Origin of the sequence: Enterobacter sp. Res13-Sevr-PEC09-46 (assembly GCF_015672585.1) — a bacterium.
Taxonomy (GTDB): Bacteria; Pseudomonadota; Gammaproteobacteria; order Enterobacterales; family Enterobacteriaceae; genus Enterobacter; species Enterobacter hormaechei_C.
Genome location: NZ_JADABR010000015.1, coordinates 36,508 through 61,922 on the forward strand (window position 1 = coordinate 36,508; position 25,415 = coordinate 61,922).

The window sequence follows — 25,415 nt, forward strand, 5'->3', positions numbered from 1 at the left end:
GGCCTACATTCTCGCAGGCCCGCGCAAGCGCAGCGCCGCCGGGCATTAATCCGCACGCAAGACGTGGAATCCGCCTCGAAGAATTAACCTTTAGTCATGCATCACACTTCCCTTCAGCCATGACCAGGGTAATATTACTCGCAGACAAAACGCACTTGCGCACAGTGCAGGAGTGCATTACTATCCACTCAGCTTCAAGGACTGGAGCTTACCAGCATTATGATTAATCATTTTCGGGATCAATGGCTTGAGGATTTTTTTCTCTACGGGAGATCGAGCAATGTTATTCCTTTGAATCTGGAAACAGCGCTTGCAAGAAAGCTCGACATCATCAATGCGGCCATGTCGCACCTGGATTTACGATCGCCACCGGGCAATATGTATGAAGCATTGAGTCCTCCGTTGAAGGGATATTCCTCTATCCGGGTAAACAGACAATACAGGCTTGTATTTCGCTGGTCAGAGGGAAAAGCAGACGATCTCTATCTCTCTCCACACAAGTACACGCAACACAAGTGAGGCATCACCTATGACACTTCAACAGGCACTCCGCAAACCCACCACGCCGGGCGAGGTGTTGCAGTATGAGTATCTTGAACCGCTCAATCTGAAAATCAACGATCTGGCAGAGATGCTAAATGTACACCGCAATACCGTAAGCGCGTTGGTCAATAACAATCGCAAACTTACTGCCGATATGGCGATCAAACTGGCAAAAGCCTTTAATACCACTATTGAATTTTGGCTGAACTTACAGCTAAACGTTGATATCTGGGAAGCGCAATCTAACTCCCGCACGCAGGAGGAGTTAAGCCGGATAAAAACCGTTGCGGAAGTCATGGCGAAGCGAAAATCCGGCAAGCCAGACGTTACCCTGCACGGGAACAGCGCATAACGGCATCTGCCATTATGCGCATCCTGTTACAGGGAAATTTTGAGGCGTCGAACCGCTTCTTTAAGCTGCTCATCCGTTGGGGTAACGAAAGACATGCGCAGCGTGGTATGGTCCGGCTCGTTGCAGTAGAAGAACTCACCCGGCACAAACACGACGCCGTTGCTCAACGTTTTTTCCAGCCATTTCGTCGTATTGATGCCGTTGTTCATTTTCGCCCACAGGAACATGCCGCCCTTTGGCTTGTGGAACGACATCACATCGCCCAGCTCCGCTTCCAGTTCCGTTGCAAAGGTCTGGTATTTCTGGCGATAGGCTTCGCGGATCATTTTAATCTGATTCGCCAGACGACCGGTTTTCAGATACTCGTACGTCATCAGCTGCGACAGCGTGCTGGTGTGCAGATCGGTGGTTTGCTTGAGGTTCACCACCGCGCGCTTCAGCCACTCCGGCACCAGCACCCAGCCCACGCGGGTGCCCGGCGCGAGGATTTTAGAGAAGGTGGAGGTGTACACCACGTTATCCTCATTGCCGATATCTTTGGCATGAGCAATCAGCGGGCGGAACGCTTCGTCGGTGTAGTTGATCTCGCTGTACGGGTCGTCTTCGATAATCACGAAGTCATAGCGCTTCGATAATTCCACCAGCTGTTTACGACGCGCTTCGGAGAGCGTCACGCCGCCCGGGTTACCAAAGGTTGGCACGATATAAACCGCTTTGATGGTTTTGGTGGCTACCAGCGCTTCAAGTTCATCCACTTTCATGCCGTCGCCGTCGGTGCCAACGGATTCAAAATTCGCCTGCGCCAGGCCAAAGACCTGCAACGCGGCGAGGTAGGTAGGCCGCTCCACGACGACCGTATCGCCCGGGTTAATTAACGCCCGCGCCAGCACGTCAAGCGATTGTTGCGAGCCGGAAGTAATGACCACGTCATCGGCTTTACAGGCGATGCCGCGACCTTCACAGATGCGTTGGATCTCTTCGCGCAGCCCCGGGACGCCTTCCGTCAGGCCATACTGGAACGCTTCGCCAAAATGCTGAGACAGCACGGCATCAGCAGCGATTTTTAAACCCTCATGATCGAACAGGTCCGGATTTGGAATACCGCCACCCAGCGAAATCACGCCTGCCATTTTGCTATGTTTTAATAATTCACGGATGGCAGAGGATTGCAGGCCCTGCGCGCTGCTGGCGAGTTTGTTTGCAGACATTCTTTACTTACCTTCTTTTTTTATATTGTGCCCAATCTTAGCAGAATATGGGCAATAAATTCCGTTAGCTTAGGCAGCGGCCGCAAATCCTGACGCCACAGTAAATGCACCGGCCTCGGCGCGGGCGTAAACGCTTCCAGAACCCGAACCAGCCTGCCGCTCGCCAGCTCTTCCGCCACCAGCACTTCCGGTTGCAGCAGGAGTCCCGCCCCGGCTCGCGCCGCCATGCGTAAGCCGTAGCCGTCATTGCATCGTAAGACGGCATCACGCTTCCAGCGCACTTCGCCTTCCACTCCCGGCAGCCGCCACTCGTTACGCGCCGTCCAGACCGTGTGCGACAGGCACAGGTGATCCACCAGATCGGCTGGCGTTTGCGGCGTACCGTGACGCGCCAGATAATCCGGCGCGGCGCAGATCACCATGTTGTAGGGACACAGATATTTCGCCACCAGATCCTCATTACGGATCTCACCGATACGAATGGCCAGATCGACCCCTTCCTCTACCAGATCCACCATTCGGTTGGTGAGATCCAGTTCGATGCGCACTTCCGGGTAACACTGCAAAAACGTGGCCGTCAGAGGCGCGATAACGCAGCCGCCAAACGAGGTAGGCGCCGTCACGCGCAGGGTGCCGGCGGGCGTGGCTCGCAGACGCTCAACCGCGTTTTCAGCAATCGAGACCTGCTCCAGCACGCGCCTGGCCTCTTCGAAATAAACGCGTCCGGCATCCGTCAGGCTCTGGCGACGGGTGTTGCGCTCCAGCAGCCGCGTACCGAGCTGCGATTCCAGCTGCGCAATATACTTCCCGACCATTACCGCCGACATCTCCAGCCGGGCCGCCGCGCCGGTAAAGCTGCCGCTTTCCACCACCGCGATGAACGTCTCCATGCCGCGAAGCTTATCCATATTACGAACCTCTGGTTAGCAATCTTCTAACATCAGCCCAGTTTATCTGAATTTTTATTTATTAAAGAATGAAGGCTCACAACATAAGGAGTCTTCTATGAAAATCGTCATTATTGGTGCCAGCGGTACCGTCGGTCGTGCTGTGACAGAAGAGCTAAGCCGTCGCCACGAGGTGATCCGCGTGGGTCGCACGCAGGGCGATCATCAGGTGGATATCACCTCGCAGGCGAGCGTGCAGGCGCTGTTCAAAAAGATCGGTCCGGTGGATGCGATTGTCTCCGCCAGCGGAGGGTTGCACTTCGGCCCGCTCTCAACCATGACCGACGGCGAGTTCAACCAGGGTTTGCAGGATAAGCTACTGGGGCAGGTTCGTCTGGCGCTGACCGGCCAGCACTACCTGAACGAAGGTGGCTCGATTACGCTGATAAGCGGGATTGTGGCGCACGAGCCGATTGCCCAGGGCGTGAATGCCACCACGGTTAACGCCGCGCTGGAAGGGTTTGTGCGCGCCGCGGCCTGTGAACTGCCGCGCGGTATTCGCATTAATCTGATCAGCCCGACGGTGCTGACCGAATCCGCCGAAGCGTACGACGGCTTCTTCCCGGGCTTTGAAAGCGTTCCCGCCGCGACCGTTGCGCAGGCTTACCGCCGCAGCGTCGAAGGGGTGCAGAGCGGGCGGGTGTATAAAGTCGGTTATTAAGCCTTACGGGCGGCGATCAGCACCAGCATCGGGCGCTCTGCCTCTTCTGCCAGCGCGGGCCAGGCGTCAATTTGCGCCTGCGTTGGTCCCCACTCATTGACTTCGCTTATTGTTAATCCGGCCTTGATCAGCGCGTTAAGCGTGGTGCCCAGCGTACGGTGGTATTTAATCACCCCGTCTGCCAGCCAGTTGCTGACGCGCTGGCTTTCGTCCTGATAATGGTTCACGCCCCAGAACCGCTCGCCGCTGTTGTCCGTCAGCCAGCCCTGACGGGAGGCGCAGGTGTAAATCGGGTGCTCCATAGAGAAGACCAGGCAACCGCCGGGTTTAAGCGCGCGCTGAACGTGGGCAAATAATGTGTTCAGTTCCGGCAGATAGTGCAGCGCCAGCGAGCTATAGACCAGATCGAGGCTGTTCTCGTTGAGCTTGAGAGACTCCAGATCGCTACGCTGATAGTGAATCTGTGGATCGGCGGTGAGCTCCACTGCGCGAGCGAGCATCTTTTCGGAGATATCCACGCCCGTGACGTCAGACGCGCCCAGCTCACGCGCCGCGCGGCAGAACCAACCATAGCCGCAGCCGAGATCGATAACCGATTTGCCGGTTAAATCCGGCAGCATCGCCCTGAGCGCAGGCCACTCCGGCGCGCCGTCCAGCCCCTGCACCGAGCGCGGAAGCTGAGCGTAGCCTTCGAAAAACGCCGGATTGTCGTAGATGTTTTGTGCCATGGCTGATCCCTCTTTAAGAATGTGCATAGCAGTATACTGCATTGTCGGGTGGCGGCTTCGCCTTACCCGACCTACAAAATCTCCGAACCGTAGGCCGGGTAAGCGCAGCGCCACCCGGCACCACATTAACCCACAGAGCCCCAGACCAGATTCCCCTTATGGAACGTCGCGGTACGCGGAGAGATGCGTGCCACGGCCTCGGCGGAACAGGAGGCATCCACCAGCACAAAGCTGGCGTCATCCTGCGCTTTCGGCCACACGCGCTCACCTTTATCGTTTAGCGGCAGCACGTCGCCGGTGGCGATGCCTAGCGCGCGCGAAAGCGTCTGCTCATTCGGGCGAATATAGAGCTGTGCATAGAGGTTGGCTTTCTCCAGTATGTCCCCCAGACCGTACGGCGACCAGTGGTCGATCACGCTGTCGGTACCGGTCATGACAAACACGCCTTTATCACGCAGCTGCTTCAGCGGCATGTGCAGAGTGCCAATCGGCACGGTGGAGGCGATGGTCACCTGTTGTGCCGCCATGCGGGTGGCGATCTCATCCACCTCTTGCTCGTTAAGCGTCGCCAGGGCGAAGGCGTGGCTGATGGTCAGCTTCCCCTTCAGCGCCGGCGTTTTCTCCACGGTTTCGACCATGTAGTTCACCGCCGCCACGCCCGCCGGGCTGGTTTCATGCAGATGGATATCCACCCCTTTGTCATAATCCAGCGCAATCTGGAACATGGTGTCGAGGGATTTCTCCATCGCGCCGTCGACGTTGGTCGGGTCTAGCCCGCCCACGTAATGCGCCCCCGCCTGCATCGCCTCGCGCATCAGCTTTTCAGAATGAGACAGCAGCAGGCCGTGCTGCGGGAAGGCAACGATTTCACAGTCAAAACCTGGGCTTCGGCGCGCCAGTACCGCCTGCAAATTTTCCAGGTTTTTCAGGCCGGAAACCGGCTCTATGTTGCAGTGGCTGCGGGCGATGGTGGACCCTTTGGACTGGAGCAGGTCGATCAGCTTTTCGGCGCGTTCTTGCGTGTAGGGCTGTAACTCCGGCAGCAGCTTCTGCTCCAGGCGGATCATGTCCTGAATGGTGGTGCCCGCCGGACGGTTCAGGGAGCGCCACGGGCCGCCGTAGAAGGTTTTATCCAGATGGATGTGCATGTCGCGCATCGCCGGGAGCATCAGCTTTTTGCCCGCGTCGAAGTGCGGCAGGGTCGCGTCCGCGTGGCTGTTGTTGTCGCGCAGGGCGAAGATTTTCCCGTCTTTGATTTCCAGCGTTTTCAGCTCGGTGCGGGTACTTGTCGCCACGCTGCCGTCGAAGTTAAACCCGGCTTCCAGCAGCACGTTGTCGAGATAGTAATGTTTTGCGGTGATGTTCATCGGTTTACCCGTCTCGCAGGTTGCCTTTGCTGAATCGGCAGCATACGCGACGGAACCCGTGGCGCCAAACAGCGCGCAGGCGGTAACCATTTTGCCGCTCTGGCTGATAAACTCGCGGCGGCTTTTATTCTCACTCATCTTATCTTCCTTCATTAATAATGTGGGTACCCGTTTCACCGCGCAGCGCCGCGGGCAGGCAGTCCGGCGAGGTAATGATTACCCTCCTGCCGCCATGGCGTAAAAATTCCAGCGAGGCGACGATTTTCGGCAACATGCTGCCAGCCGGAAAATGCCCTTCTTCCATGTAGCGCGTCATCTGCGCCACGTTCACCGTGCTCAGCGCCTGCTGGTTTGGCTTGCCGAAGTGGATGCACACTTTCTCCACGCCGGTGGTGATCACCAGCACGTCGGCGCGGATCTCGCGCGCCAGCAGCGCGGTGGAGAGATCTTTATCTATCACCGCGTCCACGCTCTGGTAATCGCCCTGTTCACTGCGCACCACAGGAATGCCTCCGCCGCCCGCGCCGATCACCACAAATCCTTTCTGCGTCAGCGCCTTGATGGCATCCGACTCAACGATGCGCCGCGGCTGCGGTGAAGCCACCACGCGGCGATACCCCCGGCCTGAATCCTCAACAAAATGCCAGTCCGGGTGCGCAAGTTGCAGTTCGTCGCGCTGCGCCTCGCTGAAGAACGCGCCGATGGGTTTTGTCGGGTGCGTAAAGCCAGGATCGTTTTTATCCACCTCCACCTGGGTGACGACCGTGACCGCTTTTTGTTCCCCGCGCGCCGCCAGGCGGTTGTTGAGCGCCTGCTGGATCAGGTAGCCGATCCCGCCCTGGGTATCCGCCACGCAGTTTGCCAGCGGGGTCAGCGGCAGCCCTTCCCGCTCGTGGGCGATTTCGGCGCGGCGCAGATCCAGCCCCACCTGGGGGCCATTGCCGTGGGTGAGCACGATGTCATAGTCCGAGGCCAGCATTTCGAGCACCGACTCAGCCACCGCTTTGACCGCCTGCGCCTGATGCTCAATCGACTGGCTGGCGTTGTCTTTGATAATGCTGTTGCCGCCGATGGCGACGACCATAAGCTCTTTCATTTTGTTTCCTTTAGAAGGTGCGTTCTGGTGCCCTCATCCCGGCCCTCTCCCACAGGGAGAGGGGGATTAACAGAGGTATCCAGCACATGCTTCACCACAAACATCCCGCCCATCATCAGGTAGGCCGTGACGAACATCAGGGAACTGCCCTCGGCAAAGCCCACCACCGGCGCGTGGATCACCCCAAACAGCGCCAGCAGCGCTCCACCGGCCGCCGCGACGGCCCCACGCAGCGGTTTGTTGAGGATGGCGAAAATGGCGATACAGCCCCAGAGCATGCTGGCGAGCGGCGCGCCGTTGCCGAGATGCATCAGGCCTTCGTAGTAGATCCCCTTGCTGTGCAGCACGTCGGTGCCGATTTTCGCCGCGCTGGTCCCCGCCGCGCTCATCACGCTGTTCATCATGGTCAGCGCCCAGTTGGCGATCCACGGGAACAGGCAGATGAAGATGACGGGCACCTCCACTTTCGGGGTCTCCCTCACCACCTGGTTGGCGGTGACGACGCCGATAAACACCAGAATCGGCACGATGGCGGTCATCGGTATGATGGCGAGCATAAAGGCCCCCAGCCCGAACAGCGGCACGATGAACATGGTCACGCCGGACGCCAGGGTGTAGCCGATGCTGGCGCCCATCGCTTTCCAGCCAGGATGGCCGACGTAGACCGTGACCGGGAACGGATTGCCCATCAGGCAGCCGAGCATCGAGGCCAGACCGTTCGCCAGCATTACCTTGCGGGTCGGGTATTCATCCCCCGCCGCGTGGGCGCTTTCGATGTTCTCCAGGTCAAAGATGTAGTTCGCCAGCCCCAGCGGTACGGCGGACGCCAGATACGGCAGCGCGTGCGGCAGTCCCTGCATGAAGCTGTCCACGTGCACTTCTGGCGGGTTAAAGCCGAATGATGACATGGACGTTTTAATGGCATCCGGGCTTTGCAGGCCGGAGATCCACGCAAGCAGAGTACCGGCAATTAACAGCAGCAGGCCGGTCGGGATTTTGGCAAAAATCGGCTTTTTACCGAACCAGTTAATGAAGATCAGCAGCAGGACGATAAACGACACGGTCGGCGCTTCGAACGCCTGCAACATCGGGTTCATCGCCAGCAGCAGCAGGCCAAGACCGGACAGGCACGACAGCAGCACGGTACGCGGGATCATCTTGCGGATGGTTTCCCCCAGGAAGGAACCGCCCGCGAGGATCATCGCTTCCACAAAGCACCACACCAGGCCAATCTGAATCGCGAAATCCGCATCGCCGGTTTGCTGGTAAACCGGCATTAAGACCAGGAAGGTCACGGTAAAAATCGACGGCGCGCTTGGGCCGGACGGCAGCGCGGTGACGTCCGTTCGTCCGGTGGCGCGCGCCATTTGCAGGCCAAACCACGTATAGCAAAGACTCGCCACCAGCACCGCCAGCCCGAAGGCTGGCGCGATGCGTCCATAAACAATCTCCTTCGGGATGCCGACGACAAAAATGAGCAGCCCCATCATGGTCAGCAAATTGGTCAGGTTGTTGGTCATCAACCCGAAATAAGCTGCCCAGTCACCTCTTTTCCACTCCAGTTTCATGTTTTTCATGGATGCATACCTTATAGAACGTAGCGATCGCGGAAGGTTAACAGCGCCTTTTCAAAACAGCTAAACGGCGGGTGAACGATGCCCGCCCCAATCATGCCGATCCCGGCGTCCTTGTGGGCAATGGCGGTATTAATGACCGGCAGAATGCCGCTGCCCGCGACCTTCATGATGTCGATGGCGGTCGGGATGCCCATAAACGACAGCAGCGGAATGGTGACGTTCGGGTTTTCGCCGAGGGTGATTTCGCGCATCTGGCGAGAAAAATCGATGGCTTCCTCCACCGTGCCGCCCACCAGCGCAACGATGGCCGGGGCCGTCGCCATTGCAAAGCCGCCGATGCCGTAGGTTTCGGTAATCGCGCTGTCGCCGATATCCAGCCCGGAGTCTTCCGGCTTATAGCCCGCGAACATCGGGCCGATCACCTGCTGCGCCGGGCCGGTGAACCACTGCCCCGGCAGGCCGGAAACGCGCAGGCCGAACTCGTAGCCGTTGCGCGCCATGGTGGTGACGACGGTGCTGTACTCAATGCCGTGGGCGGCATCCAGCGCGGCCTTACACATCGCCATCCACGTCGGACCGGAGAAGTAGTCGCTGCTGGCGACAAACTCGAACACTTCACGCTGCTGCGCCACCGGATAGCCCGCCTGGATCAGCCCCGGCGTCAGCGCCTGAATAAGCAGCGTGGTGCCCGCGTTGTTGCGGTTGTGGCACTCGTCGCCCATGTGCAGCGCCTGGGCCAGCATCAGGCGCAGGTCGATTTCGCCGATAATCTTCATCGCGTCGCGCAGCATCGGGCCGAGCACGTCGCGCATCCAGTTCAGGCGCTCGATCACGCTCTGGTCGTTAGCCCCCATGCGCAGGATCTTCGCCATCTGCTCGCTGAGGTTGGTGAAGGCGCGGTTGCCGTAGGTTTTGTTCTCAACGATGTGCATAAACATCGACGCGGAGGTGACGCCCGCCATCGAGCCCACGCAGTCATGCTCGTGGCAAGGCGAGAACGTAATATCTCCGGAGGCGGCGATCCTTGCCGCATCGTCCAGATCCGTCGCCAGCCCTTCAAACACCAGCGCCCCGGTGACCGCACCCTTCATTGCCCCGCACATGTTCTCCCAGGTAACAGGCGGACCGGCGTGCAGAATGGTGGTGCGGGTCATGCCCGGCACCACGTTGATGGCCTGGTCATAGCCCACCAGCACCGGATGGGACTGAATAATCCGCTCAAGGGCAATTTTGTTCGCGGCGGCAATTTTCTCCGCCAGCGGTTTTTCCGCCAGCCGATCCAGCGCGTCCACCACCTGCATATTGCCCTGCCCCGGCGGCGTCCAGTCGAGCTGGGTCACGGGAACGTGCTGTTTTTTGAGGTCGTCGCTGAACATCGCAATCCCGACGTTAATCACGTTCAGCGGCTGGTTGAATAAGGTCGTCATTATGCTCTCTCCCCTTTGCAGACAAATTCGCGTGCCAGTAATCCGGTATTGGTGCTGCTGCTGGCCCAGATGACGCCTGCGTCAGTCAGCAGCTGGCACTGCTGCGCCAGCGACTGCGGATCCTGATCGGTGCCGAGCACGTAGCCGAGAATTTCCAGCGGACGGTTGTCGGCTTTTGCGATCGCCTGTGCCTCTTTGATCGCCTCGATCATCACCCCCACCGGATCGTCATGCGCGCCAAAGCCGAGCACGAAATCCATCACGATCACCCCCACCTGCGGATCGCGCGCCTCCTGTAGCAGGCGGCTGATGCGGTTGGTCGGGTCGATCATCGGGTGTGGTTTGCCGTTGGTGAAGTCATCGTCACCGAAATCAAGGAAGGTGTGGGCCTGGCTGACGCTGATATCTTTCAAACGCCTGGCCGGGTCCGGCTGGATGTTGCTGTAAACATCGTCAAACTTCTCCAGCGCGGCAAACATCGCTTCGTCGCACAGGGTGCCGCCGCAGAACAGGCCGCGAATGTACTTCTGCTGCGGCGTCAGGCGAGCGCGTACCTCTTCGATCAGCGGCCAGTTGAGCGGATGTAAATCCAGGTCGTCTTTTTTAATGCCGGTAAGCAGCACCGCTTTCAGGGCCGCCTCTTTGGTGCCACGAGCAAACTGTAAACCGTCTTCATCGGCTGGCGGTTCGTTGCGGCCCAGGAAGCACACAACCACAGGCTTGCGGCAGGCGCGTGCCCGGGCCAGTACTTTCTCAGCCACCGCGGGTGCAGGCGGTTTGGAGATGAGCGCTATCACCCGGGTCGCGTCGTCAGCCTCCAGCATGTCGATGGCATCGAGCATCATCAGGCCGCCGATCTTCTCGCTGAGATCGCGTCCGCCGGTGCCGATCAGCTGCGACACGCCGCCGCCGAACTCATGAATGCGCACGCTCAGCTCCTGGCTGCCGGTGCCGGAGGCGCCAACGATGCCAATCGGCCCGCGACGCACCGCGTTGGCGAAGCACAGCCCCGCACCGTTGATAATGGCGGTGCCGCAGTCTGGCCCCATCATCAGCAGACCCTTTTCATGCGCCAGCTGCTTCAGCGCCAGCTCGTCGTCGAGCGAGACGTTATCGGAGAACAGCATCACGTTAAGATCGTTTTCCAGCGCCTGGCGCGCTTCCCGGGCGGCGAAGGTGCCGTTGACGGAAATCACCGCAAGGTTGCTGTCCGGACGATGGGTTTTGGCGCTGGCAATCGTCGCGTAGCGTGCTTCATGGGAGCCCGTGCGCTCTTTATGCGTGAATAACGCTTCAATGGCGCCGAGGGTTTCCTCATTCGCCGCGTCGCCTTTAATCACGATCATCAGGTCGCCGTTTTTCGCGTCCGCTAATTCCGGCGTTAATAGCCCGAGGTTTTTTAATACGCCTTTGTTCATTTCCGTCGCCATCGCCACAAACGCCTGCTCGACGCCCGGCAATTTATTGGCTTTGGTGGAAACCGACATTAAGGAAACCGAATCGAAATACGTATTCTTTTTTATGACGATTTTGGTTGGCATTATTTTCACCTGTTTAAGATAAAAGGGGGCCGCCGTCGTGCTAAATGCACGTCGGTAACAATGCGTTTATTGATTAACGGCCAGCCAGGGGAAGGCTGACCGAATGCACTATGCGCCTGCCGCCAGCAGCAGGTCTGCGATCGCGTTGAAGCCTTTTTCCCGCGCCAGTTCGAGCGGGGTTTTGCCGTATTTATCGGTCATGTGCGGGTTCGCGCCGTAATCCAGCAGCAGCTTCACAATTTCCTGCTGCTTTGCGCCGCCGTCATTTAATACGATGGCCTCCAGCAGCGGCGTCCAGCCGACAAAATTGGTGTGGTTGACGTTGATGTCGGTTTTTTCCAGCAGCTCACGCACGATTTCAACGTGCCCTTTTTCACTGGCAGGGGTAATGCCCACGCCGCCAAAGCGCGTCAGACGGTCGAGATCCGGATTCGCCGGAAGGACAATGCGCAGCAGGGTTAAATCATTGGTCAGGCAGCCGATCAGGAAGGGGTTAAAACAGGTCTGGTCCTGTTTATCAATATCCGCCCCGGTGGCAATTAAAAACTCCACACAGGCGTAATGCTTTTTCAGGCTGGCAATAATAATGGCGGTTCTTTTCTGGCGGTTGGTCGCGTTAATATCCACGCCTTTCTCCAGGCAGGCTTTTAGCGCGTCGATATTGCCCTCTTCTGCCGCCAGCAGAAATTCTGTAACCAGTGCAGTTGCAGACATATTCAGACTCCCTATGTTTCACTTCTGATGACCTGAGAATAGCAACAGCCTGGTCATAAAAGAATCCGCTTAAAAATGATTCATCGACACGCAATTCATTGTTGAGTTAAATTCAACAGTCCGGGAGATATGTGCGTCTGTGCAACCTTTTTCTTATGTTTCACCGCTTTTACGCGCTTCAGGCTGCATTATCCTTATGGCTGAAAAAGCCTTACACAGCGCGGTTCTACGTAAAAATCCAGAACTGTGATCGACATCAACTATGATGTAACGCCGCTGTTAAAATATGTTCAAAACTGATGGTCACCAGGAGCCATAATATGAATTCCATCTTTACCGAAGAGAATTTGCTGGCCTTCACCACCGCGGCACGTTTTGGCAGTTTTAGCAAAGCGGCTGCCGAGCTGGGCGTAACCACCTCCGCCATCAGTTACACCATCAAACGCATGGAGACCGGGCTGGACGTGGTGCTGTTTGTACGCAACACGCGCAGCATTGAGCTGACAGAATCCGGTTTTTACTTTTATCGTAAAGCGACCGACCTGCTGAATGACTTTCATGCCATCAAGCGCGGGATTGATACCATTTCTCAGGGCATTGAGACGCGGGTACGCATCTGCATAAATCAGCTTTTGTATACGCCACGCCATACCGCGCGTCTGCTCCAGGTGCTGAAAAAACAGTTTCCCACCTGCCAGATCACGGTGACGACCGAGGTGTATAACGGCGTCTGGGATTCCATCATTAATAATCAGGCCAACATCGCCATTGGCGCGCCGGATACGCTGCTGGACGGCGGCGGCATTGATTACACCGAGATAGGCGCGATCCGCTGGGTATTTGCCATCGCGCCCACCCATCCGCTGGCGTTCGCCCCGGAGCCCATTTCCGAAAGTCAGCTGCGTCTGTATCCCAATATCATGGTCGAGGACACCGCGCATACCATCAACAAGAAGGTGGGCTGGCTGCTTCACGGCCAGGAGGCGATTCTGGTGCCGGACTTCAACACGAAATGCCAGTGTCAGATCCTGGGGGAAGGTATTGGCTTTTTACCGGAATATATGACGCGTGAGGCGGTGGAGGAAGGGCTGCTGGTAACGCGGCGGATCAATAATCCACGTCAGGATTCGCGCATGCTGCTCGCCACGCAGCATGCGGCGACCGGTCAGGTCACGCGCTGGATCAAACAGCAGTTTGGCCCGGAAGGCGTGCTGACCCGGATCTACAGTGACTTACTGTGGCGTACCTAGCTCTTCGTCTGAACCCAAAACGCGTGGATAAGACCGGGGAAGTAGCCCAGGATGGTCAGAAGGATATTCAGAATAAACGCCCAGCCCAGCCCCTTGCCAAGCAGCACGCCCAGCGGCGGGAGAATAATCGTAAAAACAACGCGCCAAAAACCCATAAAAAACTCCGTGCAAGCTAACCAATTGAAAATTATAAAAGACACTTCTCTAAGCGTAGCCAGTTTACGGTTAACTGCCATGCGTCTCTCGCGCTTTTACCTGCCTTTACCCTCTTTACACTGGCTTAAACCCCCGCCTTAAATGCTCTACTGTTCTGAAATTGACCGTAAGGAAACGCAATGTCTCTTCCTCTTATTTCGCCGCAGCAGGCAAACGCGCTGATTGCTGAAAGTGATGCCGTGGAACCGACGTACCTGATAAGGAGTATCTGAAAGATTAGGCTGTACCCCGCCCCCGGACGTGGGCTATGGTGAAGATCATGACAATGATGAGGAGGTGCTATGTTTTCTGTCGGTGATTATGTCCAACCGCGTCAGGGCGGTCCGAAACTGAAAGTGCTCGAAGTGAATGGTGAAAACATTGTGGCTGTGCAGGCCAGCAATGAGCAGGGCGAGAAATATCACCTGAAATCGGCGGACGTGGTTCTGTACTCCGAAGACGGTGACTTTGGCGTCTGCTAAGTCAATAATCGGGCGGAATACACCGCCCGAATAATCATCAGATCAGGAAATCGTCCAGCGATTTACCGTTTGCCAGTGCGGTTGCAATTGGCTTTGGCGTACGCCCCTGGCCAGTCCAGGTTTTTTCTTCACCGTTCGCGTCAATAAAACGATATTTCGCCGCACGCGCTTTACGTTTTTTCGTCGGCTGACCCGCCTGCGCCAGATCACTGCCTAACAGATCGCTCGGAGAAATACCGTCAGCTTTCATCAGTTCCAGCAGAGCATTAATTTTATCCTGCTGTTCAGCGCGTTGACGCTCTAATTCAGCCTGCTCGCTGCGTTTTTCTTCAGTGACAATCCGGAATTTTTCCAGCACTTCTTCCAGAACATCCATGGATAATTCACGTGCCAGCGCCCGGAGGGTACGAATATTATTAAGATTCTGTAACGTTAAAGCCATAATAATGAAAAACCTTTCTTCGTGTGTATAACATAAATCAGGCAACAGAATAATTGATTTTGGTTCTGATATCTACCCACCCTGACGTTTTGACATTATTGTAAATGTTTTAGAATATCCCGTTAATATAACCCCGAAATATATGTCTGTTTTAATGTGTAATATACCGCCCTTCCCCTGACCACAAGCTCCTGTTTAAAACAGTTCAAAAAACCGCCTCCACTCTCCCACACAACAGAGGTTTCACACGCACACAGACAAACTAATCCATTGATATATTTCACTAAAATAGGCGCGAGGAGAGAAAATAACGAAGCGCGCAAAAAACGCACAACTTTAGAGAATTTTATGGCTAAAGCGCCAGTAAATAAAAATTAATCACTACTTGTTAGTTAAAAGCCAGAGATATACGCTATACACTCATAACAAACCAACCTAAAGCACTAAAGGCCGCAGGTAAAACGCCACTTTTTTGTCCTGTTCGAGGAGTTCAGACATGTTCTCACCGCAGTCTCGCCTGCGCCATGCGGTAGCGGATACGTTCGCGATGGTCGTTTACTGTTCCGTCGTGAATATGCTGATTGAAATTTTCCTGTCGGGAATGTCCTTTGAGCAATCCCTCTCGTCGCGCCTGGTGGCCATTCCGGTGAATATCATGATTGCCTGGCCGTACGGCCTGTATCGCGATGCAGTGATGCGTTTAGCCCGGCGTATTAGCCCGGCGGGTTGGGTAAAAAACCTGGCGGACGTGCTGGCTTACGTAACGTTCCAGTCCCCGGTGTATGTGGTTATTTTGCTGACGGTGGGCGCAGACTGGCATCAAATCGCCGCTGCGGTAAGTTCAAATATCGTGGTATCCATGCTGATGGGTGCGGTGTACGGTTACTTTCTTGACTACTGCCGCCGCCTGTTTAAAGTCAGCCCTTATAGCCAGGCAAAAGCGTAAGGTAAGGCGACTGGCTCAGGCCAGTCGCAGAGTTATTGTACGTCGCCAAACAGCCCTTTCAGGAACCGCTCCAGCGCCATACGCGAGCTGAAACCGTGCGGAATACCATAATGTTCATGCGTCTCGCCGCCTAAATAGAGCGGAAATTGCTGATAATGATCGCAGGTTTTAATATCCGAGGCGGGCTCAGCAAATGACAGGCTTCTGTCTTTGAGTGTCGGGTGAATAATGAGAGCAGTACGCCCCATTCTTGCTTCACGGTTGACGTAAACATAATTCTCACCACGGCGATATCCGTACGCTTTTGATGTTACCTCATCCATGGTGAACCCTTCTTTTTCAAGAACGCGCGCCACCTCATCGGGTCGTAAATACATATCTTTTCCTCATTATCATTCCTGCCCGGCAACCTTACAGTATTCAGCATTAGCAGGGCTTTCAGAATATTCCATAAACTGCCCGATAAGCCGTGACTCGCTTCAGATATTACATTTCTGGACTAAACTAAACGGGAACACAAATTATGGAGGATCGTATGTTTAACAGACCGAACCGAAACGATATTAATGACGACACACAGGATATTCGTAACGATGTCAGCCAATTAGCGGACACGCTGGAAGCCGTATTGAAATCCTGGGGCTCTGACGCGAAGGATGAAGCAGATGCCGCGAAACGTAAGGCTCAGTCTCTGCTGCGTGAAACGCGGGCAAGGATGAATGGCCGCTCACGTACCACTCAGGCGGCCTGCGACATGGCCAGCTGCGCCACCACCTTCGTACGTGAAAAACCACTTTGTACGCTGGGAACGGTCGCGGCGGTCGGGATTTTTGTCGGCGCCCTGCTTAGCCTGCGTAAGTAAGCGCGCGTTCTCAGCCCCGGTCGCCTCAGGCGCCGGGGCTTTTCTTTGCCTGACAGCCTGAAAAACCCGCACAGCCCACCCTGCCCCGCCAGGCTCATCGTTGGGGCCTTATTAATCTGTATTTCCCATATCTTGTGTGGTTGAAACTTATCGCAACTACATCTAGTATTCCCTTTAGCAAGACACACACAACATGACGCGTTTACTCGCGCCGTTCTCTCATTCTAAATGGAAATACGAATCATGAGCATTATTATTTACACTCGTAACGATTGTGTTCAGTGCCACGCCACGAAACGGGCGATGGAGAGCCGCGGCGTGGCATTTGAGATGGTCAATATTGATCAGGTACCCGACGCGGCAGACACCCTGCGGGCGCAGGGTTTCCGTCAGCTTCCGGTTGTCGTTGCCGGCGACACCAGCTGGTCTGGCTTCCGTCCGGACATGATCAACCGCCTTGCCGCTCAGGGCGTCAGTGCATGAGCACGCTGGTCTACTTTTCCAGCAGCTCGGAAAACACGCTTCGGTTTATGGAGCGTCTCGGGCTGCCCGCGATACGCATTCCGCTGAACGAGCGGGAGCGTATTCAGGTAGACGAACCCTACATTCTGGTGGTGCCCAGCTATGGAGGTGGCGGCACCGCAGGGGCTGTGCCTCGTCAGGTGATCCGCTTTCTAAACGATCCCCATAACCGGCAGCTGATTCGCGGCGTGATCGCCGCAGGCAATCGCAACTTCGGCGAGGCCTTTGCCCGCGCCGGGGATGTCATCTCTCAAAAATGCGGCGTGCCGTATCTCTATCGTTTTGAACTGATGGGGACACAGCAGGACGTAGAGAACGTGCGTAAAGGAGTGAACGAATTTTGGCAACGACAACCGCAGAACGCGTGATTCAGGCGACGCCGGATTACCACGCATTAAACGCCATGCTAAACCTCTATGACCGCGAGGGGCGCATTCAGTTTGGCAAAGATCATGAGGCGGTGGACGCCTTTTTTGCCGCTCATGTACGCCCGAACAGCGTCGTCTTTGGCAGCCAGCAGGAACGTCTCGACTGGCTGGTAAAAGAGGGTTATTACGAAGAGCGTGTCCTGACACGCTACGACCGCGCCTTCGTGGTGGCATTGTTTGAACGGGCGCACGCCAGCGGTTTTCGCTTCCAGACGTTTCTCGGCGCGTGGAAGTATTACACCAGCTACACCCTGAAAACCTTTGACGGCAAACGCTATTTAGAAAGCTTTGAAGATCGGGTGGTGATGGTGGCGCTGACGCTGGCGCAGGGCGATGAAGCGCTAGCCGAAAGACTCACGGAGGAGATCCTCTCCGGTCGCTTCCAGCCCGCCACGCCAACGTTCCTTAACTGTGGGAAAGCCCAGCGCGGCGAACTGGTCTCCTGCTTCCTGCTGCGTATTGAAGACAATATGGAGTCGATTGGCCGTGCGGTGAATTCGGCGCTACAGCTTTCGAAACGCGGCGGCGGCGTGGCGTTTCTGCTTTCGAACCTGCGGGAAGCGGGCGCGCCGATTAAGCGCATCGAAAACCAGTCTTCCGGCGTCATCCCGGTGATGAAGATGCTGGAAGATGCCTTCTCATACGCCAACCAGCTTGGCGCACGTCAGGGCGCGGGTGCGGTTTATCTGCACGCGCACCACCCGGACATTCTGCGTTTTCTGGATACCAAACGTGAAAACGCCGACGAAAAGATCCGCATCAAAACCCTGTCGCTCGGCGTGGTGATCCCGGATATCACGTTTAAGCTGGCTAAAGAGAATGCCGACATGGCGCTCTTCTCACCGTATGACGTTGAGCGGATTTACGGCAAAGCCTTTGGCGACGTGGCGATAAGCGAGCTGTACGACGAGCTGGTGGCCGACGATCGCATTCGCAAAAAAACCATCAACGCCCGCGATTTCTTCCAGACGCTGGCTGAAATTCAGTTTGAGTCCGGCTATCCGTACATCATGTACGAGGACACGGTGAACCGCGCGAACCCGATTGCCGGGCGCATCAACATGAGCAATCTGTGCTCGGAGATTTTGCAGGTCAACAGCGCGTCCAGCTACGACGAGAACCTCGACTACGCGGACGTGGGCAAGGATATCTCCTGTAACCTCGGGTCGCTGAATATTGCCCATACCATGGATTCACCCGATTTTGGCCGCACGGTAGAGACCGCCATTCGCGGGCTGACGGCGGTATCGGACATGAGCCACATCCGCAGCGTACCGTCCATTGAGGCGGGCAACGCTGCGTCGCATGCCATCGGCCTTGGGCAGATGAACCTGCACGGCTATCTGGCGCGGGAGGGCATCGCCTACGGTAGCCCGGAAGGGCTGGATTTCACCAACCTTTATTTCTACACCATCACATGGCATGCGCTGCATACCTCGATGATGCTGGCGCGCGAACGCCACCAGCGGTTCGCAGGCTTTGAGCAGTCCCGCTACGCCAGCGGAGAGTATTTCAGCCAGTACCTGGAAGGCGACTGGCAGCCGAAAACCGAAAAAGTACGCGCGCTGTTTGCCCGCGCTGGCATCACCCTGCCGACGCGTGAGATGTGGCAACAGCTGCGTGAAGAGGTGATGCGCTACGGCATTTATAACCAGAACCTTCAGGCGGTGCCGCCAACCGGCTCCATTTCCTATATCAATCACGCCACGTCGAGCATCCACCCCATCGTGTCGAAGATTGAAATCCGTAAGGAAGGCAAAACCGGGCGTGTCTACTACCCTGCCCCGTTTATGACCAACGAGAATCTGGCGCTGTACCAGGACGCCTATGAGATTGGCCCGGAAAAGATCATTGATACCTACGCCGAGGCGACTAAACATGTGGATCAGGGGCTGTCACTGACGCTCTTCTTCCCGGACACCGCCACCACGCGGGATATCAACAAAGCGCAGATCTACGCCTGGAAGAAAGGCATCAAAACGCTGTACTACATTCGCCTGCGCCAGCTCGCGCTGGAAGGCACCGAAATTGAAGGCTGCGTGTCCTGCGCGCTGTAAGGAGAAAGGATGAAACTGTCACGCGTAAGTGCCGTTAACTGGAACAAAATTCAGGATGATAAAGACCTGGAGGTCTGGAACCGCCTGACCAGCAACTTCTGGCTGCCGGAAAAGGTCCCGCTCTCCAACGATATTCCGGCCTGGCAAACCCTGAGCCATGCCGAGCAGCAGCTGACAATCCGCGTCTTTACCGGCCTGACGCTGCTGGACACCATTCAGAATACCGTGGGTGCGCCCGCGCTGATGAGTGATGCGCTGACCCCGCACGAAGAGGCGGTAATGTCGAATATCAGCTTTATGGAGGCGGTCCATGCCCGCTCCTACAGCTCGATTTTCTCCACCCTGTGCCAGACCAGAGACGTGGACGCGGCCTACGCCTGGAGTGAAGAGAGCGCGTCATTGCAGCGCAAGGCAGATCTGGTGCTGGAATATTACCGGGCCGACGAGCCGCTGAAGAAGAAGATCGCCAGCGTGTTCCTGGAATCTTTCCTCTTCTATTCCGGCTTCTGGCTGCCTATGTACTGGTCGAGCCGGGGCAAGCTCACCAACACCGCCGATTTGATTCGCCTCATCATCCGGGATGAAGCGGTACACGGGTATTATATCGGCTATAAGTACCAGAAAGGGCTGGAGAAAGTCAGCGCGGAAAAACGCGAGGAACTCAAAGGTTTTGCCCTCGATTTACTGATGGATCTGTATGACAACGAGCTGAGCTATACCGAAGAGCTGTACGCCGGAACGGGCTGGGAAGAGGACGTAAAAGCTTTCCTCTGCTATAACGCCAACAAGGCGCTGATGAACCTGGGCTACGAAGCGTTATTCCCACCAGAAATGGCGGAGGTGAACCCGGCGATCCTCGCGGCGCTGTCGCCCAACGCCGATGAAAACCACGACTTCTTTTCCGGGTCCGGCTCGTCGTACGTGATGGGTAAAGCGGTGGAGACGCAAGACGAGGACTGGGATTTTTAATGAATGAATTAACGTTCATTAATTAACTCTACAGTTCATTATTTCCAGCCGAATATTCCACGACGTACTACACTGTAATTTCCCCGTCATATTCGCCTGAATCACACCGATTCAGGCGAAATTCTCCCATGCAACAGCAAAAAATTGAGAAAAATTCAAACCGCCCTCAGCCCTTTATTCATGGGAAATTCAGCCGTTTCGCTTGCGGCAAAATTCCGGCCTCAGGCCGGTCCAGGGTTGTCTCAGATTCTGAGTATGTTAGGGTAATGCCAGTTAACTATTTACCATGGTAATCATATCGACATAAACAAATAACAGGACACTCTCTATTGCATGGCAATTAAATTAGAAGTGAAAAATCTTTATAAAGTATTTGGCGAGCACCCGCAGCGCGCATTCAAATATATTGAGAAAGGCCTTACGAAAGAGCAAATTCTGGAAAAAACCGGGCTATCGCTTGGCGTTAAAGACGCCAGTCTGGCCATTGAAGAAGGCGAGATTTTTGTCATCATGGGATTATCCGGTTCGGGTAAATCCACTATGGTTCGCCTTCTCAATCGCCTGATTGAACCCACCCGCGGACAGGTGCTGATAGACGGCGTGGATATCGCCAGAATATCAGACGCAGATCTCCGCGAGGTGCGCAGAAAGAAAATTGCGATGGTGTTTCAGTCATTTGCACTGATGCCGCACATGACGGTACTCGATAATACCGCCTTTGGCATGGAGTTAGCCGGCACGCCCGCTCAGGAACGTCAGGAAAAAGCCCTTGATGCACTGCGTCAGGTCGGGCTGGAAAATTATGCTCATGCGTATCCGGATGAACTCTCCGGCGGTATGCGTCAGCGTGTGGGATTAGCGCGCGCATTAGCGATTAATCCGGACATCTTATTAATGGACGAAGCCTTCTCAGCGCTCGATCCCTTAATTCGCACCGAGATGCAGGATGAGCTGGTAAAATTACAGGCCAAACATCAGCGCACCATTGTTTTTATTTCTCACGATCTGGATGAAGCCATGCGTATTGGCGACCGTATCGCCATTATGCAAAATGGTGAAGTGGTGCAGGTCGGCACACCGGATGAAATTCTCAATAATCCGGCGAATGATTATGTGCGCACCTTCTTCCGCGGCGTGGATATTAGCCACGTATTCAGTGCGAAAGATATTGCCCGTCGAACACCAAACGGCATTATTCGTAAAACGCCAGGTTTTGGCCCGCGCTCCGCGCTGAAGCTGTTGCAGGACGAAGACCGTGAATACGGTTATCTGGTTGAACGCGGCAATAAATTTGTCGGCGTGGTCTCCATCGACTCTCTGAAAACCGCCCTGAGCGAAAACCTGGGAATCGATGCAGCGTTGATTGACGCTCCGCTTGCCGTGGACGCCGAAACGCCGCTCAGCGAGTTGCTCTCTCACGTGGGTCAGGCGCCGTGCGCCGTGCCGGTCGTCGGTGAAGAACAACAGTACGTTGGCATCATCTCAAAACGGATGCTGCTACAGGCTTTAGATCGCGAGGGGACAAACAATGGCTGATCAATCAAACCCATGGGGCACCACTGAAGCAGCGGACAGCGCGGCGCAATCTGCCGATGCGTGGGGGTCGACGCCTGCGCCTGCCGATGGCGGCGGCGCGGCAGACTGGCTCAACAGCGCACCAGCGCCTGCCCCAGAGCATTTCAATATTATGGATCCGTTCCACAAGACGCTGATCCCGCTGGATAGCTGGGTAACGGAGGGGATCGACTGGGTCGTTACCCACTTCCGTCCGGTGTTCCAGGGGATCCGCATCCCGGTGGATTACATCCTGAACGGCTTCCAGCAGCTGATGCTGGGCATGCCCGCGCCGGTGGCGATTATCCTGTTCTCGCTGATCGCATGGCAGTTCGGCAGCGCGGGTATGGGGATCGCCACGCTCATCTCCCTGATTGCCATCGGCGCGATTGGCGCGTGGTCTCAGGCGATGATCACCCTGGCGCTGGTGCTGACCGCCCTGCTGTTCTGCGTGGTGATCGGCCTGCCGATGGGGATCTGGCTGGCGCGCAGCCCCAGGGCCGCGAAGATTATCCGCCCGCTGCTGGATGCGATGCAGACCACGCCAGCGTTCGTTTACCTGGTGCCTATCGTGATGCTGTTCGGCATCGGTAACGTACCGGGGGTGGTCGTGACCATTATCTTCGCCCTGCCACCGATTATTCGCCTGACCATTCTGGGCATTAACCAGGTGCCTGCGGATCTGATAGAGGCATCGCGCTCGTTCGGCGCCAGCCCGCGTCAGATGCTGTTTAAGGTTCAGCTTCCGCTGGCGATGCCGACCATTATGGCAGGTGTTAACCAGACGCTGATGCTGGCGCTGTCGATGGTGGTGATCGCCTCGATGATTGCCGTTGGCGGGTTAGGTCAGATGGTACTGCGCGGCATTGGCCGTCTCGATATGGGGCTGGCGACCGTCGGCGGCGTCGGGATTGTGATCCTCGCCATCATTCTTGACCGCCTGACCCAGGCTGTCGGTCGTGATTCACGTAGTCGCGGCAACCGTCGCTGGTACACCACCGGCCCTGTCGGGTTACTCACCCGCCCATTTACAAAATAAGGAACAACGATGCGACATAACGTACTTTTTGCCACAGCGTTTGCGACCCTTGTCTCCACCAGCGCAGTTGCCGCTGACCTGCCGGGCAAAGGCATTACCGTGCAGCCGGTGCAGAGCACCATTTCGGAAGAGTCCTTCCAGACCCAGATTGTCAGCCGTGCGCTGGAGAAACTGGGCTATACGGTGAATACCGCCAGCGAAGTGGATTACAACGTGGGCTATACCTCCATTGCCTCCGGTGATGCCACCTTTACCGCCGTGAACTGGCAGCCGCTGCACGACGACATGTATGCCGCCGCAGGCGGTGACAAGAAATTCTACCGCGAAGGCACCTTTGTGACCGGCGCTGCGCAGGGATATCTGATCGACAAGAAAACCGCCGATAAATATCACATCACCAATATTGAACAGCTGAAAGATCCGAAGATCGCAAAACTGTTTGATACCAACGGTGACGGTAAAGCCGACATGATGGGCTGTTCGCCGGGCTGGGGCTGTGAAGCGGTGATTAACCACCAGAACAAAGCCTTCGATCTGGCGAAGACCGTCGACGTGAGCCACGGCAATTACTCTGCGATGATGGCCGACACCATCGCCCGCTTTAAAGAAGGCAAGCCGGTGATCTACTACACCTGGACGCCGTACTGGGTGAGCGACGTGCTGAAGCCGGGCAAAGACGTGGTGTGGTTGCAGGTGCCCTTCTCCTCCCTGCCAGGCGAGCAGAAAGATATCGACACCAAACTGCCAAACGGCATGAACTATGGCTTCCCGGTGAACACCATGCATATTGTGGCGAACAAAGCCTGGGCCGAGAAAAACCCGGCGGCGGCGAAGCTGTTCTCGGTGATGAAACTGCCGCTGGCAGACATTAACGCCCAGAACGCGATGATGCACGCGGGTAAATCATCCGAAGCTGATATCAAAGGCCACGTGGATGGCTGGATCAAAGCCCACCAGCAGCAGTTCGATGGCTGGGTGAAAGAGGCGCTTGAGGCGCAGAAGTAAAACATTTTCCCTCACCCTAACCTCTCCCAGGGGAAGAGGGAACGATGACCACCCTCTCCCCCTGGGAGAGGGTCGGGGTGAGGGGATCAAACCGCACCCAACCTTAACCGCACAATCCACCACGTAACAATTCCCCAACATTCACCATCATTGGTTATTATGTTTCCGGAAAAATAATCACTTAACTCACGATTCCTGAAACTAATGACAAAAACAACTCAAGGGCTTAGCCCCGCACTCATCCTTTTAATGTCCGTGGCAACGGGTCTGGCCGTCGCCAGCAACTATTACGCACAACCACTGCTCGACACCATCGCACGCGCCTTCGATCTTTCAGCCAGCTCCGCCGGGTTTATTGTCACCGCCGCACAGCTCGGCTATGCGGCCGGGCTGCTGTTCCTGGTGCCATTAGGCGATATGTTTGAGCGCCGGATGCTTATCGTCTCCATGACACTGCTGGCGGCGGGCGGGATGTTGATCACTGCCAGCAGCCAGTCGTTAACGATGATGATTATCGGCACCGCGCTGACGGGGCTGTTCTCGGTGGTGGCGCAAATTCTGGTTCCCCTCGCCGCGACGCTGGCTTCCCCGGAAAAACGCGGCAAAGTGGTCGGCACTATCATGAGCGGCCTGCTGCTGGGCATCCTGCTCGCGCGAACCGTTGCCGGGCTGCTGGCGAGCCTCGGCGGCTGGCGCACCGTTTACTGGGTGGCGAGCGTGCTGATGGTTATCATGGCGCTGGCCCTGTGGCGCGGCCTGCCAAAGGTGAAGCAGGAAAATCACCTGAACTATCCGCAGCTCCTCGCCTCCGTTTTCAGCCTCTTTACCCGGGATAAACTCCTGCGCACGCGCGCCATTCTGGGGTGTCTCACCTTCGCTAACTTCAGCATCTTATGGACGTCGATGGCGTTTCTGCTCGCCGCGCCGCCGTTTAACTACTCAGAAGGCGTGATTGGCCTGTTCGGGCTGGCAGGCGCGGCTGGCGCACTGGGCGCGCGCCCGGCGGGTGGGCTGGCCGACAAAGGCAAATCTCATATGACCACCTCCGCAGGGCTGGTTTTACTCCTGCTCTCCTGGGCGGCCATCTGGTACGGACACGTATCTGTGCTGGCGCTGATTGTCGGTATTCTGGTGCTCGACCTCACCGTGCAGGGTGTACATATCACCAACCAGACCGTGATTTACCGCGTGAAGCCGGATGCCCGTAACCGTCTGACGGCCGGGTACATGACCAGCTACTTTATCGGCGGCGCGGCGGGTTCGCTAATCTCAGCCTCCGCCTGGCAGCACGCGGGCTGGACGGGCGTATGCGCCATCGGCGCCATCGTCGCGGCGATAAATCTGCTGGTATGGTGGCGCGGCTATCACCGTCAGGAAGCAATTCACTAAGTTTTACATTGCTTTGGGCCCCCTGGGGTGTAAAGGGGGCCTGCATCTGTTAAGGTAACGGTAATCATTTATCCCAGAAATTTTACTGTGGGTGACATATTTACTACCGGCATG

At 56.3% G+C, this 25,415-nt stretch carries 27 protein-coding genes; 15 read left to right on the forward strand and 12 right to left on the reverse strand.

The annotated features are described in order from the left end of the window. The first annotated feature begins 219 nt into the window (after window positions 1-219). Together IMQ56_RS08165 and IMQ56_RS08170 are read left to right on the forward strand one after the other, a co-directional pair. A complete protein-coding gene (locus IMQ56_RS08165) occupies window positions 220-519 on the forward strand; it encodes a type II toxin-antitoxin system RelE/ParE family toxin (protein WP_015571638.1) in 300 nt (99 codons plus the stop codon). A 10-nt stretch (window positions 520-529) separates the two neighbouring features. Next, window positions 530-895 carry a HigA family addiction module antitoxin gene (locus IMQ56_RS08170; protein ID WP_015571639.1) on the forward strand — a complete coding sequence of 122 codons (366 nt, stop codon included), beginning with the start codon at window positions 530-532 and terminating at the stop codon, window positions 893-895. 26 nt (window positions 896-921) lie between these two features. On the opposite strand, the gene IMQ56_RS08175 is transcribed toward IMQ56_RS08170, so the two are convergent. Next, a complete protein-coding gene (locus IMQ56_RS08175) occupies window positions 922-2,103 on the reverse strand; it encodes a PLP-dependent aminotransferase family protein (RefSeq protein ID WP_017382758.1) in 1,182 nt (393 codons plus the stop codon). Window positions 2,104-2,123: 20 nt separating this feature from the next. After that, window positions 2,124-3,011 (reverse strand): LysR family transcriptional regulator, encoded by an 888-nt coding sequence (locus IMQ56_RS08180; protein ID WP_196063840.1) that lies wholly within the window; start codon window positions 3,009-3,011, stop codon window positions 2,124-2,126. Window positions 3,012-3,108: 97 nt separating this feature from the next. On the opposite strand from IMQ56_RS08180, the gene IMQ56_RS08185 reads away from it, so the two are divergent. Next, complete coding sequence (locus IMQ56_RS08185; protein WP_017382759.1) at window positions 3,109-3,711, forward strand: short chain dehydrogenase; 603 nt, start codon at window positions 3,109-3,111, stop codon at window positions 3,709-3,711. On the opposite strand, the gene IMQ56_RS08190 is transcribed toward IMQ56_RS08185, so the two are convergent. The 7 genes from IMQ56_RS08190 to IMQ56_RS08220 form a co-directional block, all read right to left on the reverse strand. Next, window positions 3,708-4,439, reverse strand: coding sequence for a methyltransferase domain-containing protein (locus tag IMQ56_RS08190; RefSeq protein ID WP_017382760.1), 732 nt, complete (start codon window positions 4,437-4,439; stop codon window positions 3,708-3,710). The two genes, IMQ56_RS08185 and IMQ56_RS08190, sit on opposite strands and share 4 nt — an antisense overlap. 125 nt (window positions 4,440-4,564) lie before the next feature. Beyond that, the gene (locus tag IMQ56_RS08195) at window positions 4,565-5,944 is read right to left on the reverse strand and encodes an amidohydrolase family protein (RefSeq protein WP_196063841.1); all 1,380 of its coding nucleotides are present in this window, start codon (window positions 5,942-5,944) and stop codon (window positions 4,565-4,567) included. A gap of 1 nt (window position 5,945) precedes the next feature. Further along, window positions 5,946-6,902 carry a carbamate kinase family protein gene (locus tag IMQ56_RS08200; RefSeq protein WP_017382762.1) on the reverse strand — a complete coding sequence of 319 codons (957 nt, stop codon included), beginning with the start codon at window positions 6,900-6,902 and terminating at the stop codon, window positions 5,946-5,948. Next, on the reverse strand, window positions 6,899-8,479 hold the full coding sequence (locus IMQ56_RS08205) for a hypothetical protein (protein ID WP_017382763.1): 1,581 nt from the start codon (window positions 8,477-8,479) through the stop codon (window positions 6,899-6,901). Before IMQ56_RS08205 ends, IMQ56_RS08200 begins: the two co-directional genes overlap by 4 nt. Window positions 8,480-8,490: 11 nt before the next feature. Further along, window positions 8,491-9,906 (reverse strand): DUF1116 domain-containing protein, encoded by a 1,416-nt coding sequence (locus IMQ56_RS08210; protein ID WP_017382764.1) that lies wholly within the window; start codon window positions 9,904-9,906, stop codon window positions 8,491-8,493. Continuing rightward, window positions 9,906-11,447: an acyl-CoA synthetase FdrA gene (fdrA, locus tag IMQ56_RS08215; RefSeq protein WP_196063842.1), complete on the reverse strand. Its 1,542-nt coding sequence runs from the start codon at window positions 11,445-11,447 to the stop codon at window positions 9,906-9,908. Before fdrA ends, IMQ56_RS08210 begins: the two co-directional genes overlap by 1 nt. Window positions 11,448-11,555: 108 nt before the next feature. Continuing rightward, window positions 11,556-12,161, reverse strand: a complete 606-nt coding sequence (locus tag IMQ56_RS08220) for an ankyrin repeat domain-containing protein (protein ID WP_196063843.1) — start codon at window positions 12,159-12,161, stop codon at window positions 11,556-11,558. Window positions 12,162-12,481: 320 nt separating this feature from the next. Here IMQ56_RS08220 and IMQ56_RS08225 point away from each other — a divergent pair, with 320 nt between their 5' ends. Then, window positions 12,482-13,411, forward strand: coding sequence for a LysR substrate-binding domain-containing protein (locus IMQ56_RS08225; protein WP_023295311.1), 930 nt, complete (start codon window positions 12,482-12,484; stop codon window positions 13,409-13,411). Here the strand turns inward: IMQ56_RS08225 and IMQ56_RS08230 are convergent. Continuing rightward, entirely contained in the window at window positions 13,408-13,566 is a 159-nt protein-coding gene (locus IMQ56_RS08230) for a YqaE/Pmp3 family membrane protein (protein ID WP_003862203.1), read from the reverse strand. The two genes, IMQ56_RS08225 and IMQ56_RS08230, sit on opposite strands and share 4 nt — an antisense overlap. Window positions 13,567-13,908: 342 nt before the next feature. On the opposite strand from IMQ56_RS08230, the gene IMQ56_RS08235 reads away from it, so the two are divergent. Further along, the gene (locus tag IMQ56_RS08235; protein ID WP_032669335.1) at window positions 13,909-14,088 is read left to right on the forward strand and encodes a hypothetical protein; all 180 of its coding nucleotides are present in this window, start codon (window positions 13,909-13,911) and stop codon (window positions 14,086-14,088) included. A gap of 37 nt (window positions 14,089-14,125) precedes the next feature. Here the strand turns inward: IMQ56_RS08235 and stpA are convergent, their stop codons facing one another. Further along, window positions 14,126-14,530, reverse strand: a complete 405-nt coding sequence (gene stpA, locus IMQ56_RS08240) for a DNA-binding protein StpA (RefSeq protein ID WP_022651717.1) — start codon at window positions 14,528-14,530, stop codon at window positions 14,126-14,128. 496 nt (window positions 14,531-15,026) lie between these two features. Between stpA and alaE the strand changes: the two genes are divergently transcribed. Beyond that, on the forward strand, window positions 15,027-15,476 hold the full coding sequence (alaE, locus tag IMQ56_RS08245; RefSeq protein WP_015571653.1) for an L-alanine exporter AlaE: 450 nt from the start codon (window positions 15,027-15,029) through the stop codon (window positions 15,474-15,476). 32 nt (window positions 15,477-15,508) lie between these two features. Here alaE and IMQ56_RS08250 read toward each other — a convergent pair whose 3' ends face one another. After that, window positions 15,509-15,853: a DUF2002 family protein gene (locus tag IMQ56_RS08250; protein WP_006811693.1), complete on the reverse strand. Its 345-nt coding sequence runs from the start codon at window positions 15,851-15,853 to the stop codon at window positions 15,509-15,511. 158 nt (window positions 15,854-16,011) lie between these two features. Here IMQ56_RS08250 and IMQ56_RS08255 point away from each other — a divergent pair, with 158 nt between their 5' ends. From IMQ56_RS08255 to IMQ56_RS08295, 9 genes are all read left to right on the forward strand, one after another. Then, complete coding sequence (locus IMQ56_RS08255) at window positions 16,012-16,338, forward strand: DUF883 domain-containing protein (RefSeq protein ID WP_017382769.1); 327 nt, start codon at window positions 16,012-16,014, stop codon at window positions 16,336-16,338. Between the two features lie 243 nt (window positions 16,339-16,581). Continuing rightward, window positions 16,582-16,821 (forward strand): glutaredoxin-like protein NrdH, encoded by a 240-nt coding sequence (gene nrdH / locus IMQ56_RS08260; protein ID WP_017382770.1) that lies wholly within the window; start codon window positions 16,582-16,584, stop codon window positions 16,819-16,821. Then, complete coding sequence (gene nrdI, locus IMQ56_RS08265) at window positions 16,818-17,228, forward strand: class Ib ribonucleoside-diphosphate reductase assembly flavoprotein NrdI (protein WP_015571656.1); 411 nt, start codon at window positions 16,818-16,820, stop codon at window positions 17,226-17,228. The genes nrdH and nrdI overlap by 4 nt, the downstream gene beginning before the upstream one ends. Next, complete coding sequence (gene nrdE, locus IMQ56_RS08270; protein WP_032669334.1) at window positions 17,201-19,345, forward strand: class 1b ribonucleoside-diphosphate reductase subunit alpha; 2,145 nt, start codon at window positions 17,201-17,203, stop codon at window positions 19,343-19,345. Before nrdI ends, nrdE begins: the two co-directional genes overlap by 28 nt. 9 nt (window positions 19,346-19,354) lie before the next feature. Next, window positions 19,355-20,314, forward strand: coding sequence for a class 1b ribonucleoside-diphosphate reductase subunit beta (gene nrdF / locus IMQ56_RS08275; RefSeq protein ID WP_017382773.1), 960 nt, complete (start codon window positions 19,355-19,357; stop codon window positions 20,312-20,314). Between the two features lie 333 nt (window positions 20,315-20,647). Further along, window positions 20,648-21,850: a glycine betaine/L-proline ABC transporter ATP-binding protein ProV gene (gene proV / locus IMQ56_RS08280; protein ID WP_047718539.1), complete on the forward strand. Its 1,203-nt coding sequence runs from the start codon at window positions 20,648-20,650 to the stop codon at window positions 21,848-21,850. Then, a complete protein-coding gene (gene proW, locus IMQ56_RS08285) occupies window positions 21,843-22,907 on the forward strand; it encodes a glycine betaine/L-proline ABC transporter permease ProW (RefSeq protein WP_015571659.1) in 1,065 nt (354 codons plus the stop codon). Before proV ends, proW begins: the two co-directional genes overlap by 8 nt. Before the next feature lie 9 nt (window positions 22,908-22,916). Further along, a complete protein-coding gene (proX, locus tag IMQ56_RS08290; protein ID WP_017382774.1) occupies window positions 22,917-23,912 on the forward strand; it encodes a glycine betaine/L-proline ABC transporter substrate-binding protein ProX in 996 nt (331 codons plus the stop codon). 204 nt (window positions 23,913-24,116) lie between these two features. After that, complete coding sequence (locus tag IMQ56_RS08295; RefSeq protein ID WP_017382775.1) at window positions 24,117-25,301, forward strand: MFS transporter; 1,185 nt, start codon at window positions 24,117-24,119, stop codon at window positions 25,299-25,301. The last annotated feature ends 114 nt before the right edge of the window (window positions 25,302-25,415 follow it).

Excerpts from the sequence above, each read along its gene's own strand:
- nrdI (WP_015571656.1), top strand. The coding sequence starts at position 16,818 with ATGAGCACGCTGGTCTACTTTTCCAGCAGCTCGGAAAACACGCTTCGG.
- IMQ56_RS08235 (WP_032669335.1), top strand. The coding sequence starts at position 13,909 with ATGTTTTCTGTCGGTGATTATGTCCAACCGCGTCAGGGCGGTCCGAAA.
- IMQ56_RS08205 (WP_017382763.1), bottom strand. The coding sequence starts at position 8,479 with ATGAAAAACATGAAACTGGAGTGGAAAAGAGGTGACTGGGCAGCTTAT.
- proW (WP_015571659.1), top strand. The coding sequence starts at position 21,843 with ATGGCTGATCAATCAAACCCATGGGGCACCACTGAAGCAGCGGACAGC.
- stpA (WP_022651717.1), bottom strand. The coding sequence starts at position 14,530 with ATGGCTTTAACGTTACAGAATCTTAATAATATTCGTACCCTCCGGGCG.
- IMQ56_RS08210 (WP_017382764.1), bottom strand. The coding sequence starts at position 9,906 with ATGACGACCTTATTCAACCAGCCGCTGAACGTGATTAACGTCGGGATT.
- proX (WP_017382774.1), top strand. The coding sequence starts at position 22,917 with ATGCGACATAACGTACTTTTTGCCACAGCGTTTGCGACCCTTGTCTCC.
- IMQ56_RS08220 (WP_196063843.1), bottom strand. The coding sequence starts at position 12,161 with ATGTCTGCAACTGCACTGGTTACAGAATTTCTGCTGGCGGCAGAAGAG.
- IMQ56_RS08180 (WP_196063840.1), bottom strand. The coding sequence starts at position 3,011 with ATGGATAAGCTTCGCGGCATGGAGACGTTCATCGCGGTGGTGGAAAGC.
- nrdF (WP_017382773.1), top strand. The coding sequence starts at position 19,355 with ATGAAACTGTCACGCGTAAGTGCCGTTAACTGGAACAAAATTCAGGAT.
- fdrA (WP_196063842.1), bottom strand. The coding sequence starts at position 11,447 with ATGCCAACCAAAATCGTCATAAAAAAGAATACGTATTTCGATTCGGTT.
- IMQ56_RS08230 (WP_003862203.1), bottom strand. The coding sequence starts at position 13,566 with ATGGGTTTTTGGCGCGTTGTTTTTACGATTATTCTCCCGCCGCTGGGC.
- IMQ56_RS08225 (WP_023295311.1), top strand. The coding sequence starts at position 12,482 with ATGAATTCCATCTTTACCGAAGAGAATTTGCTGGCCTTCACCACCGCG.
- IMQ56_RS08255 (WP_017382769.1), top strand. The coding sequence starts at position 16,012 with ATGTTTAACAGACCGAACCGAAACGATATTAATGACGACACACAGGAT.
- IMQ56_RS08195 (WP_196063841.1), bottom strand. The coding sequence starts at position 5,944 with ATGAGTGAGAATAAAAGCCGCCGCGAGTTTATCAGCCAGAGCGGCAAA.
- IMQ56_RS08295 (WP_017382775.1), top strand. The coding sequence starts at position 24,117 with ATGACAAAAACAACTCAAGGGCTTAGCCCCGCACTCATCCTTTTAATG.
- IMQ56_RS08190 (WP_017382760.1), bottom strand. The coding sequence starts at position 4,439 with ATGGCACAAAACATCTACGACAATCCGGCGTTTTTCGAAGGCTACGCT.
- nrdH (WP_017382770.1), top strand. The coding sequence starts at position 16,582 with ATGAGCATTATTATTTACACTCGTAACGATTGTGTTCAGTGCCACGCC.
- alaE (WP_015571653.1), top strand. The coding sequence starts at position 15,027 with ATGTTCTCACCGCAGTCTCGCCTGCGCCATGCGGTAGCGGATACGTTC.
- proV (WP_047718539.1), top strand. The coding sequence starts at position 20,648 with ATGGCAATTAAATTAGAAGTGAAAAATCTTTATAAAGTATTTGGCGAG.
- IMQ56_RS08170 (WP_015571639.1), top strand. The coding sequence starts at position 530 with ATGACACTTCAACAGGCACTCCGCAAACCCACCACGCCGGGCGAGGTG.
- IMQ56_RS08175 (WP_017382758.1), bottom strand. The coding sequence starts at position 2,103 with ATGTCTGCAAACAAACTCGCCAGCAGCGCGCAGGGCCTGCAATCCTCT.
- IMQ56_RS08165 (WP_015571638.1), top strand. The coding sequence starts at position 220 with ATGATTAATCATTTTCGGGATCAATGGCTTGAGGATTTTTTTCTCTAC.
- IMQ56_RS08200 (WP_017382762.1), bottom strand. The coding sequence starts at position 6,902 with ATGAAAGAGCTTATGGTCGTCGCCATCGGCGGCAACAGCATTATCAAA.
- IMQ56_RS08185 (WP_017382759.1), top strand. The coding sequence starts at position 3,109 with ATGAAAATCGTCATTATTGGTGCCAGCGGTACCGTCGGTCGTGCTGTG.
- IMQ56_RS08250 (WP_006811693.1), bottom strand. The coding sequence starts at position 15,853 with ATGTATTTACGACCCGATGAGGTGGCGCGCGTTCTTGAAAAAGAAGGG.